The sequence below is a fragment of the Protofrankia coriariae genome, assembly GCF_001017755.1.
Lineage (GTDB): Bacteria > Actinomycetota > Actinomycetes > Frankiales > Frankiaceae > Protofrankia > Protofrankia coriariae.
Genome location: NZ_JWIO01000015.1, coordinates 1 through 17554 on the forward strand (window position 1 = coordinate 1; position 17554 = coordinate 17554).

Here is a 17554-nt window from a genome sequence, read left to right on the forward strand (position 1 = left end):
CTAAACAAGCCCGCAGAGCGAAAACACGACCGACCGCCCGCAACGGGCAACCCACCCGGCCGGGCGAAGCCCGGCACCGGGGGTCCGGGGGTCGCCCCCCGGGCAGATATAAGGCCCCCGCGAAGCTGAACGCAGTTCAGCGAGCACGCGCGGAGGATGCGAGATTCGAACTCGCGAGGGGTTGCCCCCAACACGCTTTCCAAGCGTGCGCCCTAGGCCACTAGGCGAATCCTCCGTCGACCACACTATCGGATCCGAGGGACGATCGAGGCAGCGGGCCGGGTGATCCACCGCTGGTCAGGGCGCGGCGATGGAGATCTCCGTGGACTTGATCAGAACGGTGACCGCGGAGCCCGCCGCGAGGCCGAGGTCGCCGACGGCCGCCTTGGTGATCGCGGAGGTGATCGTTTCTCCTCCTTCGACAGCGACCTTCACGATGGCTATTGCCCCGCCCTGGTCGATCGCGGTGATCGTGCCGGGGATCTGGTTGCGGATGCTCAGGCCGGACACCTCACCCACGGCCAGGGACACCTCGGTCGCCTTGACCAGGATCTGGACCTGCGCGCCGTTGGTGATGCCAAGTTCCCGGACCGCCTCGGTGGTCACCGCGGCGACCACTTCCTGCCCTGCGGCGAGACGAATCTTCACGGCGCTGATCGCCTCACCTGAAGTGATTTCAGTCACAGTCCCAGAGAGCTGGTTGCGAATACTGATGCTCATGCTCGACCTCACCGAGTTTCCTGCGTGTCGTGGGCGATCGGGTGCCGCTACCTTCGCACGGGACGCACTCGTGCCGTCGTGACGCTGAGCGGTATGGAACAGTTTGCCGGGGCTCACCGTGCGGACAATGGTCACCGCTGGCAGGTGCCCCCGCCGCGAAGATCCCCCCGGCAGGCCATAGACTGTCGGACAGACCCCTCGTGCGGCGTCACCCTCGTGAAACCCCCCAGGGCCGGAAGGCAGCAAGGGTAAGCAGGCTCTGGCGGGTGTGCGGGGGGTCGCCCTTCGTTACGGGGTCTTCTTCGTCACGAGGTCGCGGTCCTGGGTTACGACGAGGTAGGTCCAGTGAGCGGTGCGCTGTACAACCGATACCGTCCGGCGACCTTCGCCCAGGTCGTCGGCCAGGAGCATGTCACCGGCGCGCTCATGCAGGCGCTGCGCACCGGCCGCATCCACCACGCCTACCTGTTCAGTGGGCCGCGCGGCTGTGGCAAGACGTCGTCCGCGCGCATCCTCGCCGCCTCCCTGAACTGCGTGGACGGCCCGACGCCGCAACCGTGCGGGGTCTGTGACCAGTGCGTGTCGATCCGCGCCGGGGTCAGCATGGACGTCACCGAGATCGACGCCGCCTCCCACGGCCTCGTCGACGACGCCCGTGACCTGCGGGAACGCGCGTTCTTCGCGCCTGCCTCGGCGCGTTTCAAGGTGTTCGTCGTGGACGAGGCGCACATGGTCACCGCGGCGGCCTTCAACGCCCTGCTCAAGGTCGTCGAGGAGCCCCCGCCGTATCTGAAGTTCGTGTTCGCGACCACCGAGCCGGACAAGGTCATCGCCACCATCCGGTCTCGGACGCACCACTACGCGTTCCGGTTGGTCCCGCCCGGCGTGCTGCGCGATCATCTGACGTCGATCTGCGCGCAGGAGGGCGTGGACGTCGACCCGACGGTGTTACCGCTGGTCGTGCGGGCCGGCGCCGGGTCGGTCCGGGACTCGCTGTCCGTCCTCGACCAGCTGCTCGCCGGCGCCGGCCCGGACAGCCTGGGCTACGACCGGGCGGTCGCGCTGCTCGGCCTGACCGACGGCGTCCTGCTGGACGAGGCGGTCGACGCCCTGGCCGCGCATGACGGCGCCAGCGCCTTCACCGTCATCGACAAGGTCGTCTCCTCCGGGCACGACCCGCGCCGCTTCGCCATGGATCTGCTCGAACGCCTGCGGGATCTGATCGTGCTCGCGGCCGTCCCGGACGCCCCCGCCAAGGGGCTGCTGGAGACCTACTCGGCCGACCAGCTCGAACGGATGCGTGACCAGTGCGCGCGGATGGGCCAGGCCGAACTCTCCCGCGCCGCCGACGTCGTTCACACCGGCCTGGTCGAGATGCGCGGCACGACCAGCCCCCGGCTGCTGCTCGAACTGACGCTGGCGCGCGCGCTGCTGCCCGCCGCGGGTTCCGATCCGTCGGCACTGCTGGTCCGCATCGAACGGCTGGAACGTCAGGGGGTGGTCACCGGTGCCGCCATCGGTGGCGCCACCGCCCCGGCCGCGGGCGCCACGGGCGTCGCGAGTACGGCCCCCGGCACGCAACCGGCCGTCCTTCCAGGTCCGGCCACCGCCGCGAGCATGGTTGCCGCGGGCCCGGCTGCCGCCGCGGGCGCGGTTGCTGACGCGGCGGCTCCGGGCGTTCCGACGGCAGTTCCGTCCGCCGCGGCCAGACCGGCATCCAGAACAGCTCCGGCCAACGTGGCGGGGCCTGGGCCTGGGCCTGGGCCTGGAGGAACGGTTCCCAGCACGGCGGCCGCGGCCGGACCCGGCGCGCCGGTCCAAACCTCGCACCGGCCTGCCGCGGCTGCCGCGGNGCGGCGCAGGCCCCCGGTCCGGCTGGCTGGGCTCCCGCAGCCGAGGTGCCGCCACCAGCCGACGTCCGCGCTGGCTCCTTCACTCCCGTTCCTTCCGCGGCTCCGCCGGACGGGCTGGGCGGGCCGGGCGACGGAACCGACGCCGGCAGGCTGCGTGCGGTCTGGGGCGACGTGCTGCGCGCAACCCGGTCACGCAAAGCCACCACACACGCCCTGTTGCAGGAGTACGCATCGGTCGCGGATGTCCGCCGCGACGAGGTCGTTCTGGCCTTCTCGGCGCCACCGATCGCCCGGATGTTCGGACAGGGCAGCAACGTGGACGTCCTGTGCGCCGCGCTGACCGAGGTCGTCGGCGGCACCTGGCGGGTCACCATCGCGACGGGCGGCGGACCGTCAGGCGGGCCGTCCGGGGGGGCAGCGCCATCCGGCGGCGCCGGACCGTCCGGCGGCGCCGGCCCGNGCGGCGCCGGCCCGTCGGGTGGCTTCGGGGGATCCGGCTGGTCGGGCGCCGCACGCCCGGGCGCGGGGCCGGCCCCCGGCAGCCCCTCCGTCCCACCAACGGCTTTGGGCTCCTCCGATTCTGGTTCCTCCGGTTCGTCAACGGCTACCGGCTCGCCGGCAGCGTCTGCTGCGGTGGCCCCTGCCGCCGCGCCACCAACGGCGTCGTCGTCCTGGGGCCAGGCCGCACCTGCCGCCTGGCAGGCGGCCGTCCGGCCTGTGAACGGCTCGGCGACGTCTGCGGCCCCGAACTCGGTCTCAGGGGCCTCAGGGGTGGTCCCGCAGCAGACACCACGGGCACAGGCGGCTCCGAACACCGCCGCACCGTCCGACAAGAAATATCAACACAGCGTCACGCCCACCTCTGCGACCGTTCACAGCGACATAAACAGAGGCACGAACAGCGACGCGAACAAGGACACGAACGAGACGCACACGCCACCGGCAGGTTCGTCGCCAGTGGGTTCACCGCCGGGAGGTCTGTCGGGGGCAGGTCCGGCGACGAGCTCGGCGACGCCATCGGCCGCCTCGGCAACCGATCCGGAGGCCGACTACGACGGGGCCGACGACGAGTGGTTCCCCGCCGACGACCCGTCCGGGCCTGCCGGCTCCTCACCGGAAAGCCGAAACCAGCACGGCGCGTCCTCCGCGCCCGGTGTGTCCTCCCCCGCGTCGGCGAAGTCGCCCTGGGGAGGAGGAGGCCAGGAGACCTTGGCCACCGGATCGCTGTCGGGCGAGGACGCCGCAATGGCCCTGCTACGAACCGGCCTCGGCGCCACCATCATCGAACAGCCTGCGAAGTGACACCTACCGGCCCCAGGTCGCATCCAACCGGCTCACACCATATGATCATTTGCGGATGATGCCGTACCGTACAATATCGCTCACGGTGCGACACAAAACCTCAACCAGGGAGTTACCACGATCGTAGGAGGGGATTAGCATATCCATATGAGTGTCAAGCAGCGGCTCTCGGCCTCCGTGGACGCCGAGTTGCTGGCCGTGGCCCAGGAAGCGGTCGCGCAGGGCCATGCGGAGAGTGTGAGCACCTGGGTGAACGACGCCCTGCGCCTGAAAGCCGACCATGACCGTCGGCTGCGGGCCCTCGACGACTTCCTCGCCGCCTACGAGGCCGAACACGGTGAGATCACTGAGCAGGAAATGCGTGATGCCGCCCGGCAGGCTCGTTCCCGAGCAGTCGTGGTGCGCGGCGCACCAGGCACGGATACTCCTCCTTCACCTGGCCGTGATCGGGGAGCCGCCTGATGCTCGTGCTGGACGCCGGGGCGTTCCTCGCGGTCGAACGCGGTGACCGGAGCGTGGTGGCCCTGGTCAAGAGGGAACGCCTGGCAGGCCGCCCGCCGGTCACGCATGGGGGTGTGGTCGCCCAGGTCTGGCGGGGTGGGTGGGGACGGCAGGCCGGGGTCGCCCACCTGCTCGCCGGCGTCACCGTCACACCGCTCACCGACGCCCTGGGGCGCCGGGCGGGCATGCTGCTGGCCCGCAGCGGCCAGTCGGACGTGATCGACGCGGCCGTGGTGTGCCTGGCGGCCGACGGAGACGACATCCTCACCTCCGACCCAGGTGATCTTCACATGCTCGCCCAGGTCGCCAGTATCCACGTGGAACTCATCGCCGTGTAAAGAAGCCGGCGGCCATGATCTCCGTCGCTCAGGCAAAGACACAGGCCAGGACATCAGTGGGTTGCGTTGATCGGCCGGAGGCTGGGAGGTGGATGTGGTTGACGATCCCGCGCGTTTCGATACGCCGCTGTACACCGTGGCTGAGGCCGGCCGCTACCTGGGGGTACCGACCTCGACGTTCACGACCTGGGCCTACGGCTACACCCGCCGCTCGCCGGTGCACGGCAAGTCGATCGTGACCGTCCGGCCCCGTACCATCCCGGGCGGGGCGGTGGTACCGTTCGTCGGCCTGGAACTGACCACGCTCGCCGGGCACGACGGCATTCCGCAGGACGAGACCGTCGCCGACGTCACCTGGCGGGCCGACACCGCCCGGCTGGGCTGGGTGGCGTTCATGAAGGACGAACGGATCCGCCGCCGGCCCGCCGAACAGCAGGCCGTCCGCACGCACCGCGCGCTGTTTCTACCTCACCCGGCAGAACCTGCCCGGGACGGTGATGGCCGACTGGCTGCTGACCAACCTGCTCGCCATCACCGCGGCCTGCGCGCAGCCGGGACCGTTCCTCTACGCCGTCCACGCTCGCCAGATCAAGAAAATGGATCTCAACTGATCCCGGCTTACACAATATTGATCGACAACAGATCCGCAGTTCAAAGATCCGCGACAAATCCAGACCGGACTACCAGCCGTCGGCTGGACCACGTTCTCATTTCGTCTTGCGCGTCGCGAATTTTAGTATCGAACGTGCAACGTTCGCGAGTACCTGCTCGGCTTCCGCCGTGGGCAGCGAGGCCAGCGTCTGATCCGGCGAACGCTACTGGCCCGCCGGGAGGCACCGGGCCGTGAAAATTGCTCGCAGCCTCCTCGAGGTCGCTCGGCCTGGCGAACTCCTCCTCGGTATCCCCTGAGGTCGGCCCGGAGTCGTCGGGATTCGACGTATCAGCCGCCTCACCAGCCCCTCGCTCGGAAGCTGGGGGTGATGAATCCCCTGCCCTTTCATCGCCTTTCCCGCCAGGCGGCGTGCCAGCAGTGGCCTCGGAGCCGGTTTCCGCGGATGACGATCCGCCGTCGGCTGGTTCGACCGACCCCAGACCAGGTTCGCCCGACGAAGCGGAGTCCGGATCCTCAGCGGCCATCGCCGTCGACCTCGTCGAACGGGTTGGCGCCATACCCACGGCCGATGTCGTGGCCAGCTATGTTCGGCCGGTCGAGATGACTACCTATGATCACGATGTTGCCGCTGATGACGTCGCCGCTGGCGCTATCCCTCCTGGTATTGGCGTCCCGCTGTCCGGTATCGGCATCCCGCTGCCCGCCGCCCTTCCCTGGCCTACCGGGAAAGGGCGGTGGGGTGGGGGCGCCGGGCCGCTGTCGCCAACCGTCCGCGTTCGGCACGTAGATCCAGGCTCGGATCCGCAGGCTTTTGATCGTCACGTCGACGCATTGGTAGGCGCTTGGTGGGACCCGGCCGTAGTCCTCGGCGACCACGGACTGGTACACCCGGTCCGAGACGATGACCGCCAGATCGGCCTCCGGCGCGGCGGTGAACGCTTCGTGCAGCGGATCGGCATCGACGAGCCGGCACACCTCGACCGCGTGCCGGCCGCTGATGACACCGTCGTCGATGAGAACGTCGCCGTCATGGATGGCGACCCGCAGTCGCATCCGCGCGGCTGGGCTGGCGCGCTTACGGTCATGCCGCAGCGCGGTGGCCAGCCGGTCGAGGAAGGTGTCGGTCAGGTCGGCGAGGGACACCGCCGGGTCGATGGCGATCAGCAGACTGTCGTATCGGTCCTGTATCGACGGCGCGGTGCCGTGCCGGGCTGACAGCCCGACCGCGTCCAGGCCCTCCTCGACCACCAGTTTCAGTCGATGTCGTAGGTCGACCTGTGTGGGGGTGTCACGCTCGCTTGAGCCCTCGATGTCGACAACCACGAGCCGCCGGTTGACCGGCCGATGCACCATCAGGCTCCTTCCAAACGACTTTCGGAACGCCATCCGACAGCGCCCGTCCGCCTACAGGGTCCGCACTCGGGCCGCGGTATCCGATCATCGTGGTGCGACGCCGAGTGACACGCCTGAGTGGGCGTGCAGGTGCGTCCTACCGGAGCGCTGACGGCGTCAACTACGCCATTGGCACATTTTCGGGCTTGGCTACTCTGGCCTTTTGAGCTCATTGGCGACCCGCGCGAGACCCACCGGATCCAGCACGGTAAACCGCTCACGGGCATAGTCGATCAGCCCACGGCGGCGGAGCTCGGGCAGCTCCCGGCTCGCCGAACGCAGGCCCACACCGGCCGCGGCGGCAAGATCCTGCTGGGTCAGCCGGATTTCGATGACGGCCCCGTCCGCGATCGACCGGCCACGCTGCTCGACAAGCTCCAGCAACTTGCGCGCGATCCTCGCCCGCGCCGGCATCATCGGTCCGAGAACACGTTCCCGGTCCGCGTCACGCAGCCGGGCAACCAGGCGGACATGATGCCGGCCGCCAGCTCCGGTCGGTTACGCACCTCGCTGAGGAACACCGACGCTGGGATGACGCGCACCCGCACCCGGTCCCCCGCGACAACGGTCGCGGTCCGGGGCCCACGACCGACGACGCCCATCTCGCCGATCACCTCTCCGGCACCGCGGTAGGCGAGCACCGTGGTACGTCCATCGTCAGCGGCTATGGCAACCTTCACGAGCCCGCGCTCGATCAGCATCACCACGTCGGCGACCGAACCGTGCAACATCAAAGTCTCGCCCGGCTCATACCACCTGGGCCGGCCAAGCGCCTGCAGCGCGGCACGCGCGGCAGCATCGAGCTCCCCGCTGTTCACCGGATGCCGTCACACCGAGGTGTGGACTCCCGTCGCAGGCCATCGTCCGTCTCCTCGGACCGTGGCATCGCCGTTCGGGCACCGAAAACCCTCGACGCGTCCCCCATAATTCTGGCTCTGCCAAGATTCTGACCCCCGTCGGTCGCAATTGATCGGGAGCATAGCGTGCATAGCGAACGTCGGATGCCATATCCGCACCTATCCGGTTACCAATACGCTCTTACACTGGATCTATTCGCTACTTTCAGTGATGCAGTCAGCCGGTTCGTGTCGTTGACGCTGTGGCGGGCTCGACCTGGAGGTCTGGCAGGGGAGTCACCAAACGATCTGGGAGCCTTCGGGCACGGCCCGGGTGGTGGGGTTGGTGGGTGGACGTAGGCTCGTGGCATGTCGAACCCGCAGATACCGCCGGGCGCCGGGCCGAGCATCGGCCAGCTTCTTCAGCAGGCCCAGCGGATGCAGGCCGAGTTGCTGACCGCCCAGCAGGAGCTTGCCGACGCCAGGGTCGACGGCACCGCCGGCGGCGGTCTGGTGAAGGCCACGGTGACCGGCGGGGGTGAGCTGGTCGATCTCGTCATCGACCCCGCCGCGGTGGATCCGTCCGACACCGAGACGCTTGCCGACCTCGTCCTCGCGGCGGTCCGGGACGCCGCCGACAACGCGCGCAGGCGTGCCTCCGAACGGATGGGCCAGGTCACCGGCGGGCTCGGTGACATCCTCGGCGGGTTCGGCGGCTCTGGCGGTATCGGGGGCCTCGGCGACGTCGGTGGTCCCGGCGGAGCTGGTGGTGGCCCGGCGGGTCTGCCGGGCGGGTCAGGCCCGGGGTCGATACCTCCCGGCCTGGGATGACAGGCGCACGATGAACGACTCGCAGGCGGGCGGGCAGGTGCCGCCTGGACACGTGCCGGCCAGGCCCGCCGGAAGAACGCCCGCCGGAAGAACAGCCGTCAGAATGGCGATGGCCGGAACACCCAGCCCCGGCACAACGGGCCCCACAACAGCAGGCCCCACAACAGCGGGCTCCACGACAGCGCGCCGCGGGACGGGTCGGTGACGATGTACGAGGGGATCGTCCAGGATCTGATCGACGAACTCGGCCGGCTGCCCGGCATCGGCCCGAAAAGCGCGCAACGGATCGCCTTCCACCTGCTTTCCGCCGACCCGGTGGACGTGCGGCGGCTGGCGGCCACGCTGAACGAGATCAAGGACAAGGTCCGCTTCTGCCGGACGTGCTTCAACGTCGCGCAGGCGGAACTGTGCCGGATCTGCGCCGACCACCGTCGCGATCCGGCGCAGATCTGTGTCGTCGAGGAGCCAAAGGACGTCGTCGCCGTCGAACGGACCCGGGAGTTCCGTGGGCGCTACCACGTTCTCGGCGGGGCGATCAATCCGATCGGCGGGGTCGGCCCCGACGATCTGCACATCCGGGAGCTGATCGCCCGTCTTGCCGACGGAACGGTGACCGAACTGATTCTCGCGACCGATCCGAACACCGAGGGCGAGGTCACCGCTTCCTATCTGGCCCGGCAGATCGCTCCCATGGGTCTGAAGGTCACCCGGCTGGCCAGCGGCCTGCCCATGGGCGGAGACCTGGAATGGGCGGACGAGGTGACCCTTGGCCGCGCCTTTGAAGGCCGCCGCGTCGTCGCCTAGACAGTCGTCCTGACGCACGTCTGGATAATCCTTCGGACGAAGCCGGACGAAGGCTGTCCGAACGACACCGTTCAGGAGGGCCCGTAAGGCCGGATCCTCACCCGAACCCGTCAGTTCCCCGAACGGACGGTGGCCGGACGCGCCGGTGTGATCCTCCTCAGCACACGCATGCCGCCAGATACCCGTGACCGGTGCATACGTTGTTCTGGCCGGACAACGTGACCACCGGAAACCGTCACGAGATCCCATGAAGGTCAGGAGCACACGACCAATGATCATAAGTGCGCACGTGGGCGCCGGAGCACTGATCGGCACCGCACTGCGTCGGCCTCTTCCCGCATTTGCCGCCGGATTCGTCTCCCACCTCGCCATGGACATGGTGCCGCACTGGGGAGCCGGGCCGGGCCGAAGCTGGGTTCCGGTGGCCCGCCGCGACGGTGTGGCCGGGCTGGTCGCCATGGGCATCCTGACCGCGGCGGCGCCGCCGGGACGCCGCCTCGCGCTCCTGGCGGGCATGAGCGGGGCCTGCCTGCCCGACACTGACAAGATCGGTATCTACTTTGTCGGACGCAGCCCGTGGCCGCGCCGCTTCGACCGCTTCCACGGGCGTATCCAGCGGGAGTCCACCGATCTGCTGCCCCGGGACGTGCTCGTCGCCGCCGCGCTCAGCACGGCCGCCGGTGGGCTGCTGCACCTGCTGAGCCGGAGCAGACCGGCACGGCCGTGAAGGCCCGGCTGGCTCCTGCTCGCCGTGCGGCGCTCGCCGTACGGCCCACGCCCCGGCCCCGCGCCCGGTCATTCACCTCTTCCAGGCAATTCATACGTCCCACTGGTCGTACCGCCGCTGCTGGCATGCTGAAAACACCGAAACAAAAACACTGAAAACAAAGGAATCCGGCGATGGGTCGATACGGGGAGCAGCTGTGGTCCCCGGATCCGGCCGCGCCGGCACGTGGACGCCGGGTGGGCGTGTACCGTCCCTACTGCCCCGACCCGCTCGCCGCCAGCCCACCGGCTTTCCCGAGGGATCTGCTCTCCCGGGCCACCGCCATCGAGGCCAGTATCCGTGCGCTGCGCGGCACGGCCACGGTGAGCCTGGAGCGGGCGGCCGGCTTCCTGCTCCGCTCGGAGGCCATCGGATCGGCCCGGATGGAGGGCATCCGCGTCGCCCCGCAGCAGGTCGCCCTGGCGGAGTTCGCCGCCACAGCCGCCACGACCGCCACAGCCGCCACGGTCGCCGCTGGCACGGCCATCGAGGGTTTCAGCGTCAGCGCCCGCGAAGTCGCCCACACCATCGCCACGCTCCGCCAGGCGGTCACCGATGCCGCCCAGGGCAGGACGATCACGGTGGACGGCATCGTCGACCTGCAGCGCACCCTGTTGCCGGAACACTCCGGCATCGGCCCGCGAACCGTGCAGACCTGGCTGGGCGGAAGCGAGTGGAACCCGCTCGACGCCGCCTTCGTGCCGCCGCCCGCGTCCGCCGTCGAGGGGCTGCTGGCCGACCTTGCCACGTACGCGTCCGACGGGCGGCATCCGGCCCTGATCCTGGCCGGGCTTGTCCACGCGCAGTTCGAGACGATCCAGCCGTTCGCCGACGGCAACGGACGGGTCGGCCGCGCGCTCATCCACGCGCTGCTGGCCCGGCGGGGGCTGCTCGGCCCGGCCGTGCTGCCGATCAGCCTCGTCTTCATGACCCGGTCGGACGAGTACGTGGCGGCGCTGACCGCTTTCTGTCATGACGGCCCGCCGGACAGCGCGGCCGCCCACGCGGCACTGCGCCAGTGGCTCACCTTCTTCCTGGACGCCGCTGCCGCCGCTGTTGAGGAGACCCGCAGGTTCACCGTGGAACTGGCTGCGCTGCGCCGCTCCTGGGACGTCCGACTGTCGGCTTTCCGTAACCGAACGACCGTGTTTCGGAACAAACCGTGGGAGCCGTCCATGTCCGACCAGCTGCTGGCGGCCCTGCCCGAATCCCCGGTGCTCACGGAGGTGAGCGCGGCGCGGCGGCTGGACGTCCCGCCGCGGACGGCCCGGGCTGCGGCCGAAGAGCTTGTCGCGGCCGGCATCCTGCGCCGCCGGCAGATCGGCCGCGGCACCATCGGCTATCTCAGCCGGGAGGTGTCCGACCTGTTCAGCTCCGCCGAACGCCGGCTCACCACGTCCAGAAAACGCTCCTGACCGGCGGCCGCCATGCGCCAGCCGGACGGAACGCTCAGGCGGACGGGACGCTCAGCCGGATGGACACGCTCAGCCGGACGGGAACAGCACCGCGGCGCCGTTGACCCGGTCCGCAGCCAGGTCGACGAGCGCGTCGTCAGCGCGGTCGAGCGGATAAGGCGTGATCGTGACCGCCAGGCGGTGCCGGCCGGCGATCTCCAGGAACTCGTGGCCGTCCGCTCGGGTGTTCGCGGTTGTGCTGCGTACGGAGCGTTCCTGGAACAGATGCTGTTGGTAGTTCAGTACCGGCACGTCGGAGAGGTGGATGCCGGCGATCGACAGCGTCCCGCCCCGGTCGAGGGCACGCAGCGCGACCGGCACCAGATCGCCGACCGGGGCGAAGAGGACCGCGGCGTCCAGCGGCTCCGGCGGTGCCTCATAGGCACCGGACGCCGACGACGCGCCGAGCGAGAGCGCGAGCTGGCGGGCCGCCTCGGACCGGGTCATGACGTGCACCCGCGCTCCCTCCGCCAGCGCCACCTGCGCGGCCAGGTGGGCCGACGCGCCGAAACCGTAGATCCCCAGCCGGCCGCCGGGCGGCAGCTCCGCCCGGCGCAGCGCCCGGAAGCCGACGATGCCCGCGCACAGCAACGGCGCCAGCTCCCCGTCGGAATAGCCGGCCGGCAGCTGGTAGGCGTAGTCGGCGCGGACGACGGCGTACTCGGCATAGCCACCGTCGGCGTCCCAGCCGGTGTAGCGGGACGCCGGGCACAGGTTCTCCGCGCCGCGCCGGCAGTAGCCGCAAGCGCCGTCGGTCTCCCGCAGCCAGGCGATGCCGAGGCGGTCACCGATGGCAGCCCCGTCGACGTCGTCACCGAGCGCGTCGACGTAGCCGACGACCTCGTGCCCGGGGATGGTGCCGGGCCGGCGTGGCGGCAGGTCGCCTTCGGCGAGATGCAGGTCGGTGCGGCAGACACCGCAGGCCGCGACCCGCAGCCGAACCTGGCCGACGGCCGGTTCGGGTACCGGGACGAGCGCCCGGCGCAGCGGCCGGGCCGCGGCCGGAGCCGGTGTGGCGACCTGCCAACCGATCATCGTCGGTGTCATGTCCCCGATGTTCCCAGCTCCGACCGGCACCTACCGGGCTTCGACGGGCAGCCCGCCGACCGACAGGGCCCGGACGTCGGGCCCCTCGTACGTCGGTGCCCCCGGACATCGGTGCTCTCAGACGTCGGTGCTCTCAGACGTTGACACCGTGGTCACGGGCGAGGCCGCTGAGGTCGTTGTGTCCCTGGCCGACCGCGCGGAACTTCCATTCGGCGCCGTTCCGGTAGACCTCGCCGAAGATGACGACCGTCTCGGTGGAATAGTCCTCGGACAGGTCGTAACGGACCAGTTCGGTGCCGGTCTGGTCGACGACGCGGATGTAGGCGTTGCGCACCTGGCCGAAGTTCTGCTGCCGCTCCTGCGCGCCGTAAATCGACACCGGGACGACAATCTTGTCGATCTCGGCCGGCACCTGGCCGAGGGTGATGACGATCGACTCGTCGTCCCCCTCCCCCGCGCCGGTGAGGTTGTCTCCGGTGAGCTGGATGGCGCCGTCCGGGGACTTCAGATTGTTGAAGAAGATGAAGTACTGGTCGCTGAGGACCTTGCCGTCGGCCTTCACACCGATGGCGGAGGCGTCCAGGTCGAAGTCGGTTCCGGTGGTGGTGCGGGCGTCCCATCCAAGCCCGACGGTGAGCGCGGTGAGCTGGGGCGTGCCCGCCTCGGCCGCCTGCTTGGTGAGGCTGACGTTGCCACCCTTGGCAAGGCTGATGGCCATGTGCAGTCATCCCTTCCGATCGGGCTCCGTCTGCTGGCGGGTCGTCCCGACCGATGTCCGACAATGGATTCCTGGAGAACCCTCGCACACGCGTGGTCACCCGGCCCACAGCAGGTCGGGATTTGTACATGGTAGGTCCTGCCGCCGGCACGATCCGTCGATGACCGCAGCTCTTCCCGCATCCCGGCCTCCAGGGGCCAAAAGCGACACAATCACGCTTTCACCTCCGGCGAAGCGGCACATGGAACCGGCGCCTCCCCGAGCGACGGGACGGGCCGCCATGGGTCCCAAGTAACCTGGGACCCATGGCGCTCGTCGTGGCGAAGTTCGGTGGCTCCTCCGTGGCGGACGCCGACCGGATCAAACGGGTCGCCGAGCGGATCGTGGCCCAGCGCCGCCGCGGCGACGACGTGGTCGTGGTGGTGAGCGCGATGGGTGACACCACCGACGACCTGCTCGACCTCGCCGAGCAGGTCGCGCCGCTCCCCCCGGCCCGCGAGCTCGACATGCTGCTCACCGCCGGTGAACGCATCTCCATGGCGCTGCTGGCCATGGCCATCTCGAACCTGGGTGCCGAGGCCCGTTCCTTCACCGGCTCCCAGGCCGGGGTGATCACCGACTCGGTGCACGGCCGGGCCCGCATCATCGATGTCACCCCGGGGCGCATCCGAAGCGCCCTGGACGAGGGCGCCATCGCGATCGTCGCCGGTTTCCAGGGCGTCAGCCAGGACACCAAGGACGTGACAACGCTCGGCCGGGGCGGCTCGGACACGACCGCCGTCGCGCTCGCGGCCGCTCTGGACGCCGACTTCTGTGAGATCTACACCGACGTGGACGGCGTCTTCACCGCCGACCCGCGAATCGTGCCGGACGCCCGCCGTATCGAACGCATCTCCTACGAGGAGATGATGGAGATGGCGGCCTGCGGGGCCAAGGTACTCATGCTCCGATGCGTCGAGTACGCACGCCGCTACACAGTCCCCGTGCACGTCCGTTCGTCGTTCTCGTCACGGCCGGGGACGTGGGTCACCGAGATTGCGGAGGCAGAGCTGGTGGAACAGGCCATCATCCGGGGAGTCGCGCACGACAAGGGGGAGGCGAAGGTGACCGTGGTCGGCTGCCCGGACAAGCCCGGGGTCGCCGCCGCGGTGTTCCGGGCGGTCGCCGACGCCGACGTCAACCTCGACATGATTGTCCAGGTCGGGTCGGTCGCCGGCAGCGGCCGGACCGACATCTCCTTCACCCTGCCGAAAACCGACGGCCGTAACGCCCTGAACGCGCTGGAGAAGGTCCGTGCGGAGATCGGGTTCGAACGGACCCTGTACGACGACCACATCGGCAAACTCTCCCTGGTCGGCGCGGGGATGAAATCGCATCCGGGGGTGTCGGCCCGCTTCTTCGGGGCGCTGGCCGACGCCGGGGTCAACGTGGAGATCATTTCCACCTCGGAGATCCGGATCTCGGTGGTCATCCGGGACACCGACCTGCCGGTCGCGGTGCGGGCCGTCCACGGCGCGTTCGAGCTCGGCGACCCCAACGGCCAGGCCGTCGTCTACGCGGGCACCGGCCGATGACCGGCGGAGCGCACGAAACGGCGACCACGGCGACCACGGCGGCGGCACCGGCTGGTCCGCTGCCGGCCACCTCGGCGGGCTCGGCGGGCTCGGCCCGGCGGCCGACGCTGGCGGTGGTCGGGGCGACCGGTGCCGTGGGCACGGTGATGCTGTCGTTGCTGGACGAACGTCCCGACATCTGGGGCGAGATCCGCCTGATCGCCTCGGCCCGCTCCGCCGGGCGCCGGCTGCGGGTCCGCGGCGAGGACGTCGAGGTGCTCACGCTCGCGCCGGAGGCCTTCGACGGTGTCGACATCGCCATGTTCGACGTGCCGGACGAGATCTCGGCGCGGTGGGCGCCGATCGCCGCCGCCCACGGGGCGGTCGCGGTCGACAACTCAGGGGCGTTCCGGATGGATCCGGACGTCCCCCTCGTCGTTCCCGAGGTGAACGCGGACGCGGTTGCCGACCGACCGCGCGGGATCATCGCCAACCCGAACTGCACGACGCTGTCGATGATCGTCGCACTCGGCGCGCTGCACCGTGCCTTCGGCCTTCAGTCCCTGGTCGCGACGTCCTACCAGGCGGCCAGCGGGGCCGGCCAGGCCGGTGTCGACACCCTCTACGCCCAGCTTGCCGCGGTCGCGGGCGACCGTGACCTCGGCCGGAACGCGGGCGACGTCCGCAAGGCGGTCGGCGCGGACGGGCTCGGCCCGTTCCCGGCCCCGCTCGCGCTCAACGTCGTGCCGTGGGCCGGTTCGCTGAAGGACGGCGGCTGGTCGTCCGAGGAAACGAAGATCCGCAACGAGTCCCGGAAGATCCTCGGGCTTCCCGGGCTGAAGGTGTCCGCGACCTGTGTGCGGGTGCCCGTCGTCACGACCCATGCGGTAGCCGTGCACGCGTGGTTCGCGCGGCCGGTCACGGCGGATGCCGCGCGGGCCGTGCTGCGCGCGGCGCCGGGTGTGGCCGTGCTGGACGATCCGGCGGCTGGCGAGTTCCCCACTCCGGCGGACGTCGTCGGTACCGACCCGACCTGGGTCGGCCGCGTCCGGCAGTCCCTGGACGATCCGCACGAACTGGCTCTGTTCGTCTGCGGTGACAATCTGCGCAAGGGCGCGGCGCTCAACACCCTCCAGATCGCCGAACTGCTGGTGTCCCATGACCAGGTGCGACGGTAGGCCCGGCCGGACGGCGGACCGCGGCCGGCAGGACGGCGGCAGGCCGGATCGGCATACCGGGGGAGGATTCAGCCGTGGCGCCGCCGGCAACACAGCCGCGGTGAAAACCGGGGAATCCGCCCGCTGTCAGGCGTCCCGAGAACGCCGTTTTCACTCGATGTGACGCGACCCGACCGGATGTGATTCCTGTCACGATACGACGGAAACGTCCGACAGGATCGGACAGTTAACACGATTGGTTCCGGAAAACAGAATCGCGGTGTCGCTCGATGGCAACGAACACACCGTCGAGACGACGCTATCAGGGCGAAGACGTTTCTCTGGCGCACGCCCGCGACAAAAGGTGAACAAATATTCTGGTCGGCATCGGCGTCAGTGGACGATCCGGGTGGGATCGGGCATAACAGACATCATCCGCGGTCCACGGACACTCGGCCGGGATCCGCGCGGGTAGCCGACCGCCACCGGCCTGGCAGGCGCGAAGCCGGAAAGCGCGGAAAACGAATCGGCGGCGCAATTCGCGATGATTGGTGGTGATTCACCGAACCCCGAACCGCCTACACGCGCCGACAAGCAACGAGGGCCCGCCCCTGACAACAGATGGCGGGCCCTCGTCCTATGACTGTGGAAGATATCTCGGAGTTACGTCCGTACGTGGCTCAGACGACGACACGAACGGCGTCAGCCTGCGGACCCTTCTGACCCTGGGTCACTTGGAACTCGACCCGCTGCCCCTCTTCCAGGCTCTTGTAGCCGTCCATGTCAATTGCGCTGTAGTGGACGAAGACGTCCGAACCGCCACCGTCCACGGAGATGAAGCCGAAGCCCTTCTCCGAGTTGAACCACTTCACCGTGCCCTGAGCCACGTGCCGTTCTCCCTGCTGGTGCAGTCAGGACCCACACCGCGCGGGCCCCGGACCGTCTGCCGCAGAAGAATTCTGCTTCTCCCGCGTCAGCGTTCGTCGTCGCCGCCCCTTGTAGACGTCAACTACCGAACTTGGCCATGGAAGACGCTACACGGCTACCGGCCACGGCGGGAGCCCTCCGGGCAAGGAAGTCCACTACATACCTCACGCACCGGGTGATGCCACAACATCCCAGGTAACCCACCGCAACCGCCAGCCAGGGAGCCGGACGGCCCGGTGAAGTCGCCCACACCCGCGTGTGCGCCCCGGCCCCGGGTGGGGGCCGGAACAGGCACGGTTGACCAAGCCCCCACAGCGGCGCATGTGCCCCAGCCGCAGGCGGACCCGGAGCGGCACGTCGGACGTCCCACACCCGCTCGGACGAGAGCGGTCCGTACGGAATGAATGCGGAGTCGGGACGACGCGCCGGACGAACCGTCGGCGCCGGGTTCTAGGGTTTCGGACGTGGCAACCCCGACCTCCGAGACGGCCCGCGCCCCCGATGTCACCGGCGGGCCCGGGACGGCCGAAGGCCCGTCGTCGGGCAGAACCGCGCTCCCGGCCGCCCGGGGAGCGACCAGCGTCACGGATTCGGTCACCCACCGTAAGATTCGCGGTGCCTTCTTCACGCCGGCGGCGCTTTGTGATCATATCGTCACCTGGGCGCTCCGCGACCGGCGGGACAGCGTTCTCGAGCCCGCCTGCGGTGAGGCGGCGTTCCTGCTGGCGGCCGCCCGCCGGCT

Annotated in this window: 17 protein-coding genes, 1 tRNA gene, 1 other RNA gene and 2 pseudogenes (1 of these 21 cut by a window edge); 13 read left to right on the top strand and 8 right to left on the bottom strand. The window is 69.8% G+C overall.

Annotation, left to right across the window (positions count from 1 at the left end; all coding sequences use genetic code 11):
- Positions 1 to 150: 150 nt before the first annotated feature.
- A tRNA-Ser gene (locus FrCorBMG51_RS11310) sits at positions 151 to 235 on the bottom strand.
- Positions 236 to 297: 62 nt separating this feature from the next.
- Positions 298 to 720 (bottom strand): TOBE domain-containing protein, encoded by a 423-nt coding sequence (locus FrCorBMG51_RS11315; RefSeq protein ID WP_047223051.1) that lies wholly within the window; start codon positions 718 to 720, stop codon positions 298 to 300.
- A gap of 189 nt (positions 721 to 909) precedes the next feature.
- Between FrCorBMG51_RS11315 and ffs the strand changes: the two genes are divergently transcribed.
- From ffs to FrCorBMG51_RS33730, 6 genes and pseudogenes are all read left to right on the top strand, one after another.
- Positions 910 to 1006, top strand: an RNA gene (ffs, locus tag FrCorBMG51_RS26685) — signal recognition particle sRNA small type.
- A gap of 59 nt (positions 1007 to 1065) precedes the next feature.
- Positions 1066 to 2913: a DNA polymerase III subunit gamma and tau gene (locus tag FrCorBMG51_RS25090; RefSeq protein ID WP_235433493.1), complete on the top strand. Its 1848-nt coding sequence runs from the start codon at positions 1066 to 1068 to the stop codon at positions 2911 to 2913.
- A 617-nt stretch (positions 2914 to 3530) separates the two neighbouring features.
- A complete protein-coding gene (locus FrCorBMG51_RS25095; RefSeq protein WP_052914579.1) occupies positions 3531 to 3875 on the top strand; it encodes a hypothetical protein in 345 nt (114 codons plus the stop codon).
- A gap of 147 nt (positions 3876 to 4022) precedes the next feature.
- Positions 4023 to 4337, top strand: a complete 315-nt coding sequence (locus FrCorBMG51_RS11325; RefSeq protein WP_047223052.1) for a hypothetical protein — start codon at positions 4023 to 4025, stop codon at positions 4335 to 4337.
- The gene (locus FrCorBMG51_RS11330; RefSeq protein WP_052914580.1) at positions 4337 to 4714 is read left to right on the top strand and encodes a hypothetical protein; all 378 of its coding nucleotides are present in this window, start codon (positions 4337 to 4339) and stop codon (positions 4712 to 4714) included. Before FrCorBMG51_RS11325 ends, FrCorBMG51_RS11330 begins: the two co-directional genes overlap by 1 nt.
- A 136-nt stretch (positions 4715 to 4850) precedes the next feature.
- Positions 4851 to 5159: pseudogene (locus FrCorBMG51_RS33730) on the top strand (PIN-like domain-containing protein); the annotation flags it as partial.
- Between the two features lie 681 nt (positions 5160 to 5840).
- Here the strand turns inward: FrCorBMG51_RS33730 and FrCorBMG51_RS11340 are convergent.
- The 3 genes from FrCorBMG51_RS11340 to FrCorBMG51_RS11350 all read right to left on the bottom strand — a co-directional run bounded on the left by FrCorBMG51_RS11340 (position 5841) and on the right by FrCorBMG51_RS11350 (position 7537).
- Positions 5841 to 6680, bottom strand: a complete 840-nt coding sequence (locus FrCorBMG51_RS11340) for a hypothetical protein (RefSeq protein WP_047223054.1) — start codon at positions 6678 to 6680, stop codon at positions 5841 to 5843.
- A 189-nt stretch (positions 6681 to 6869) separates the two neighbouring features.
- Complete coding sequence (locus tag FrCorBMG51_RS11345) at positions 6870 to 7136, bottom strand: Crp/Fnr family transcriptional regulator (RefSeq protein WP_052914581.1); 267 nt, start codon at positions 7134 to 7136, stop codon at positions 6870 to 6872.
- Complete coding sequence (locus FrCorBMG51_RS11350) at positions 7133 to 7537, bottom strand: Crp/Fnr family transcriptional regulator (RefSeq protein WP_256386257.1); 405 nt, start codon at positions 7535 to 7537, stop codon at positions 7133 to 7135. Before FrCorBMG51_RS11350 ends, FrCorBMG51_RS11345 begins: the two co-directional genes overlap by 4 nt.
- Before the next feature lie 387 nt (positions 7538 to 7924).
- Between FrCorBMG51_RS11350 and FrCorBMG51_RS11355 the strand changes: the two genes are divergently transcribed.
- The 4 genes from FrCorBMG51_RS11355 to FrCorBMG51_RS11370 all read left to right on the top strand — a co-directional run bounded on the left by FrCorBMG51_RS11355 (position 7925) and on the right by FrCorBMG51_RS11370 (position 11371).
- Positions 7925 to 8386, top strand: coding sequence for a YbaB/EbfC family nucleoid-associated protein (locus FrCorBMG51_RS11355; protein ID WP_047223056.1), 462 nt, complete (start codon positions 7925 to 7927; stop codon positions 8384 to 8386).
- 207 nt (positions 8387 to 8593) lie between these two features.
- Complete coding sequence (recR, locus tag FrCorBMG51_RS11360) at positions 8594 to 9190, top strand: recombination mediator RecR (protein ID WP_043602845.1); 597 nt, start codon at positions 8594 to 8596, stop codon at positions 9188 to 9190.
- 271 nt (positions 9191 to 9461) lie between these two features.
- Positions 9462 to 9917, top strand: coding sequence for a hypothetical protein (locus tag FrCorBMG51_RS11365; RefSeq protein ID WP_013872105.1), 456 nt, complete (start codon positions 9462 to 9464; stop codon positions 9915 to 9917).
- Positions 9918 to 10090: 173 nt separating this feature from the next.
- Positions 10091 to 11371, top strand: coding sequence for a Fic family protein (locus tag FrCorBMG51_RS11370; protein WP_047223057.1), 1281 nt, complete (start codon positions 10091 to 10093; stop codon positions 11369 to 11371).
- Between the two features lie 69 nt (positions 11372 to 11440).
- Here the strand turns inward: FrCorBMG51_RS11370 and FrCorBMG51_RS11375 are convergent, their stop codons facing one another.
- Both FrCorBMG51_RS11375 and FrCorBMG51_RS11380 read right to left on the bottom strand, forming a co-directional pair.
- Positions 11441 to 12445, bottom strand: a complete 1005-nt coding sequence (locus FrCorBMG51_RS11375) for a zinc-binding alcohol dehydrogenase family protein (protein ID WP_047223113.1) — start codon at positions 12443 to 12445, stop codon at positions 11441 to 11443.
- A 145-nt stretch (positions 12446 to 12590) separates the two neighbouring features.
- Positions 12591 to 13175 (bottom strand): TerD family protein, encoded by a 585-nt coding sequence (locus tag FrCorBMG51_RS11380; RefSeq protein ID WP_013872102.1) that lies wholly within the window; start codon positions 13173 to 13175, stop codon positions 12591 to 12593.
- Between the two features lie 305 nt (positions 13176 to 13480).
- Between FrCorBMG51_RS11380 and FrCorBMG51_RS11385 the strand changes: the two genes are divergently transcribed.
- Positions 13481 to 14749, top strand: a complete 1269-nt coding sequence (locus tag FrCorBMG51_RS11385) for an aspartate kinase (RefSeq protein WP_047223058.1) — start codon at positions 13481 to 13483, stop codon at positions 14747 to 14749.
- Complete coding sequence (locus tag FrCorBMG51_RS11390) at positions 14746 to 15906, top strand: aspartate-semialdehyde dehydrogenase (protein ID WP_235433494.1); 1161 nt, start codon at positions 14746 to 14748, stop codon at positions 15904 to 15906. Before FrCorBMG51_RS11385 ends, FrCorBMG51_RS11390 begins: the two co-directional genes overlap by 4 nt.
- Positions 15907 to 16565: 659 nt before the next feature.
- Here FrCorBMG51_RS11390 and FrCorBMG51_RS11395 read toward each other — a convergent pair.
- Complete coding sequence (locus tag FrCorBMG51_RS11395; RefSeq protein ID WP_047223059.1) at positions 16566 to 16772, bottom strand: cold-shock protein; 207 nt, start codon at positions 16770 to 16772, stop codon at positions 16566 to 16568.
- Between the two features lie 444 nt (positions 16773 to 17216).
- Here FrCorBMG51_RS11395 and FrCorBMG51_RS31065 point away from each other — a divergent pair.
- Positions 17217 to 17554, top strand: a pseudogene (locus tag FrCorBMG51_RS31065) (N-6 DNA methylase); its annotated part runs 1907 nt beyond the window's last position; the annotation flags it as partial.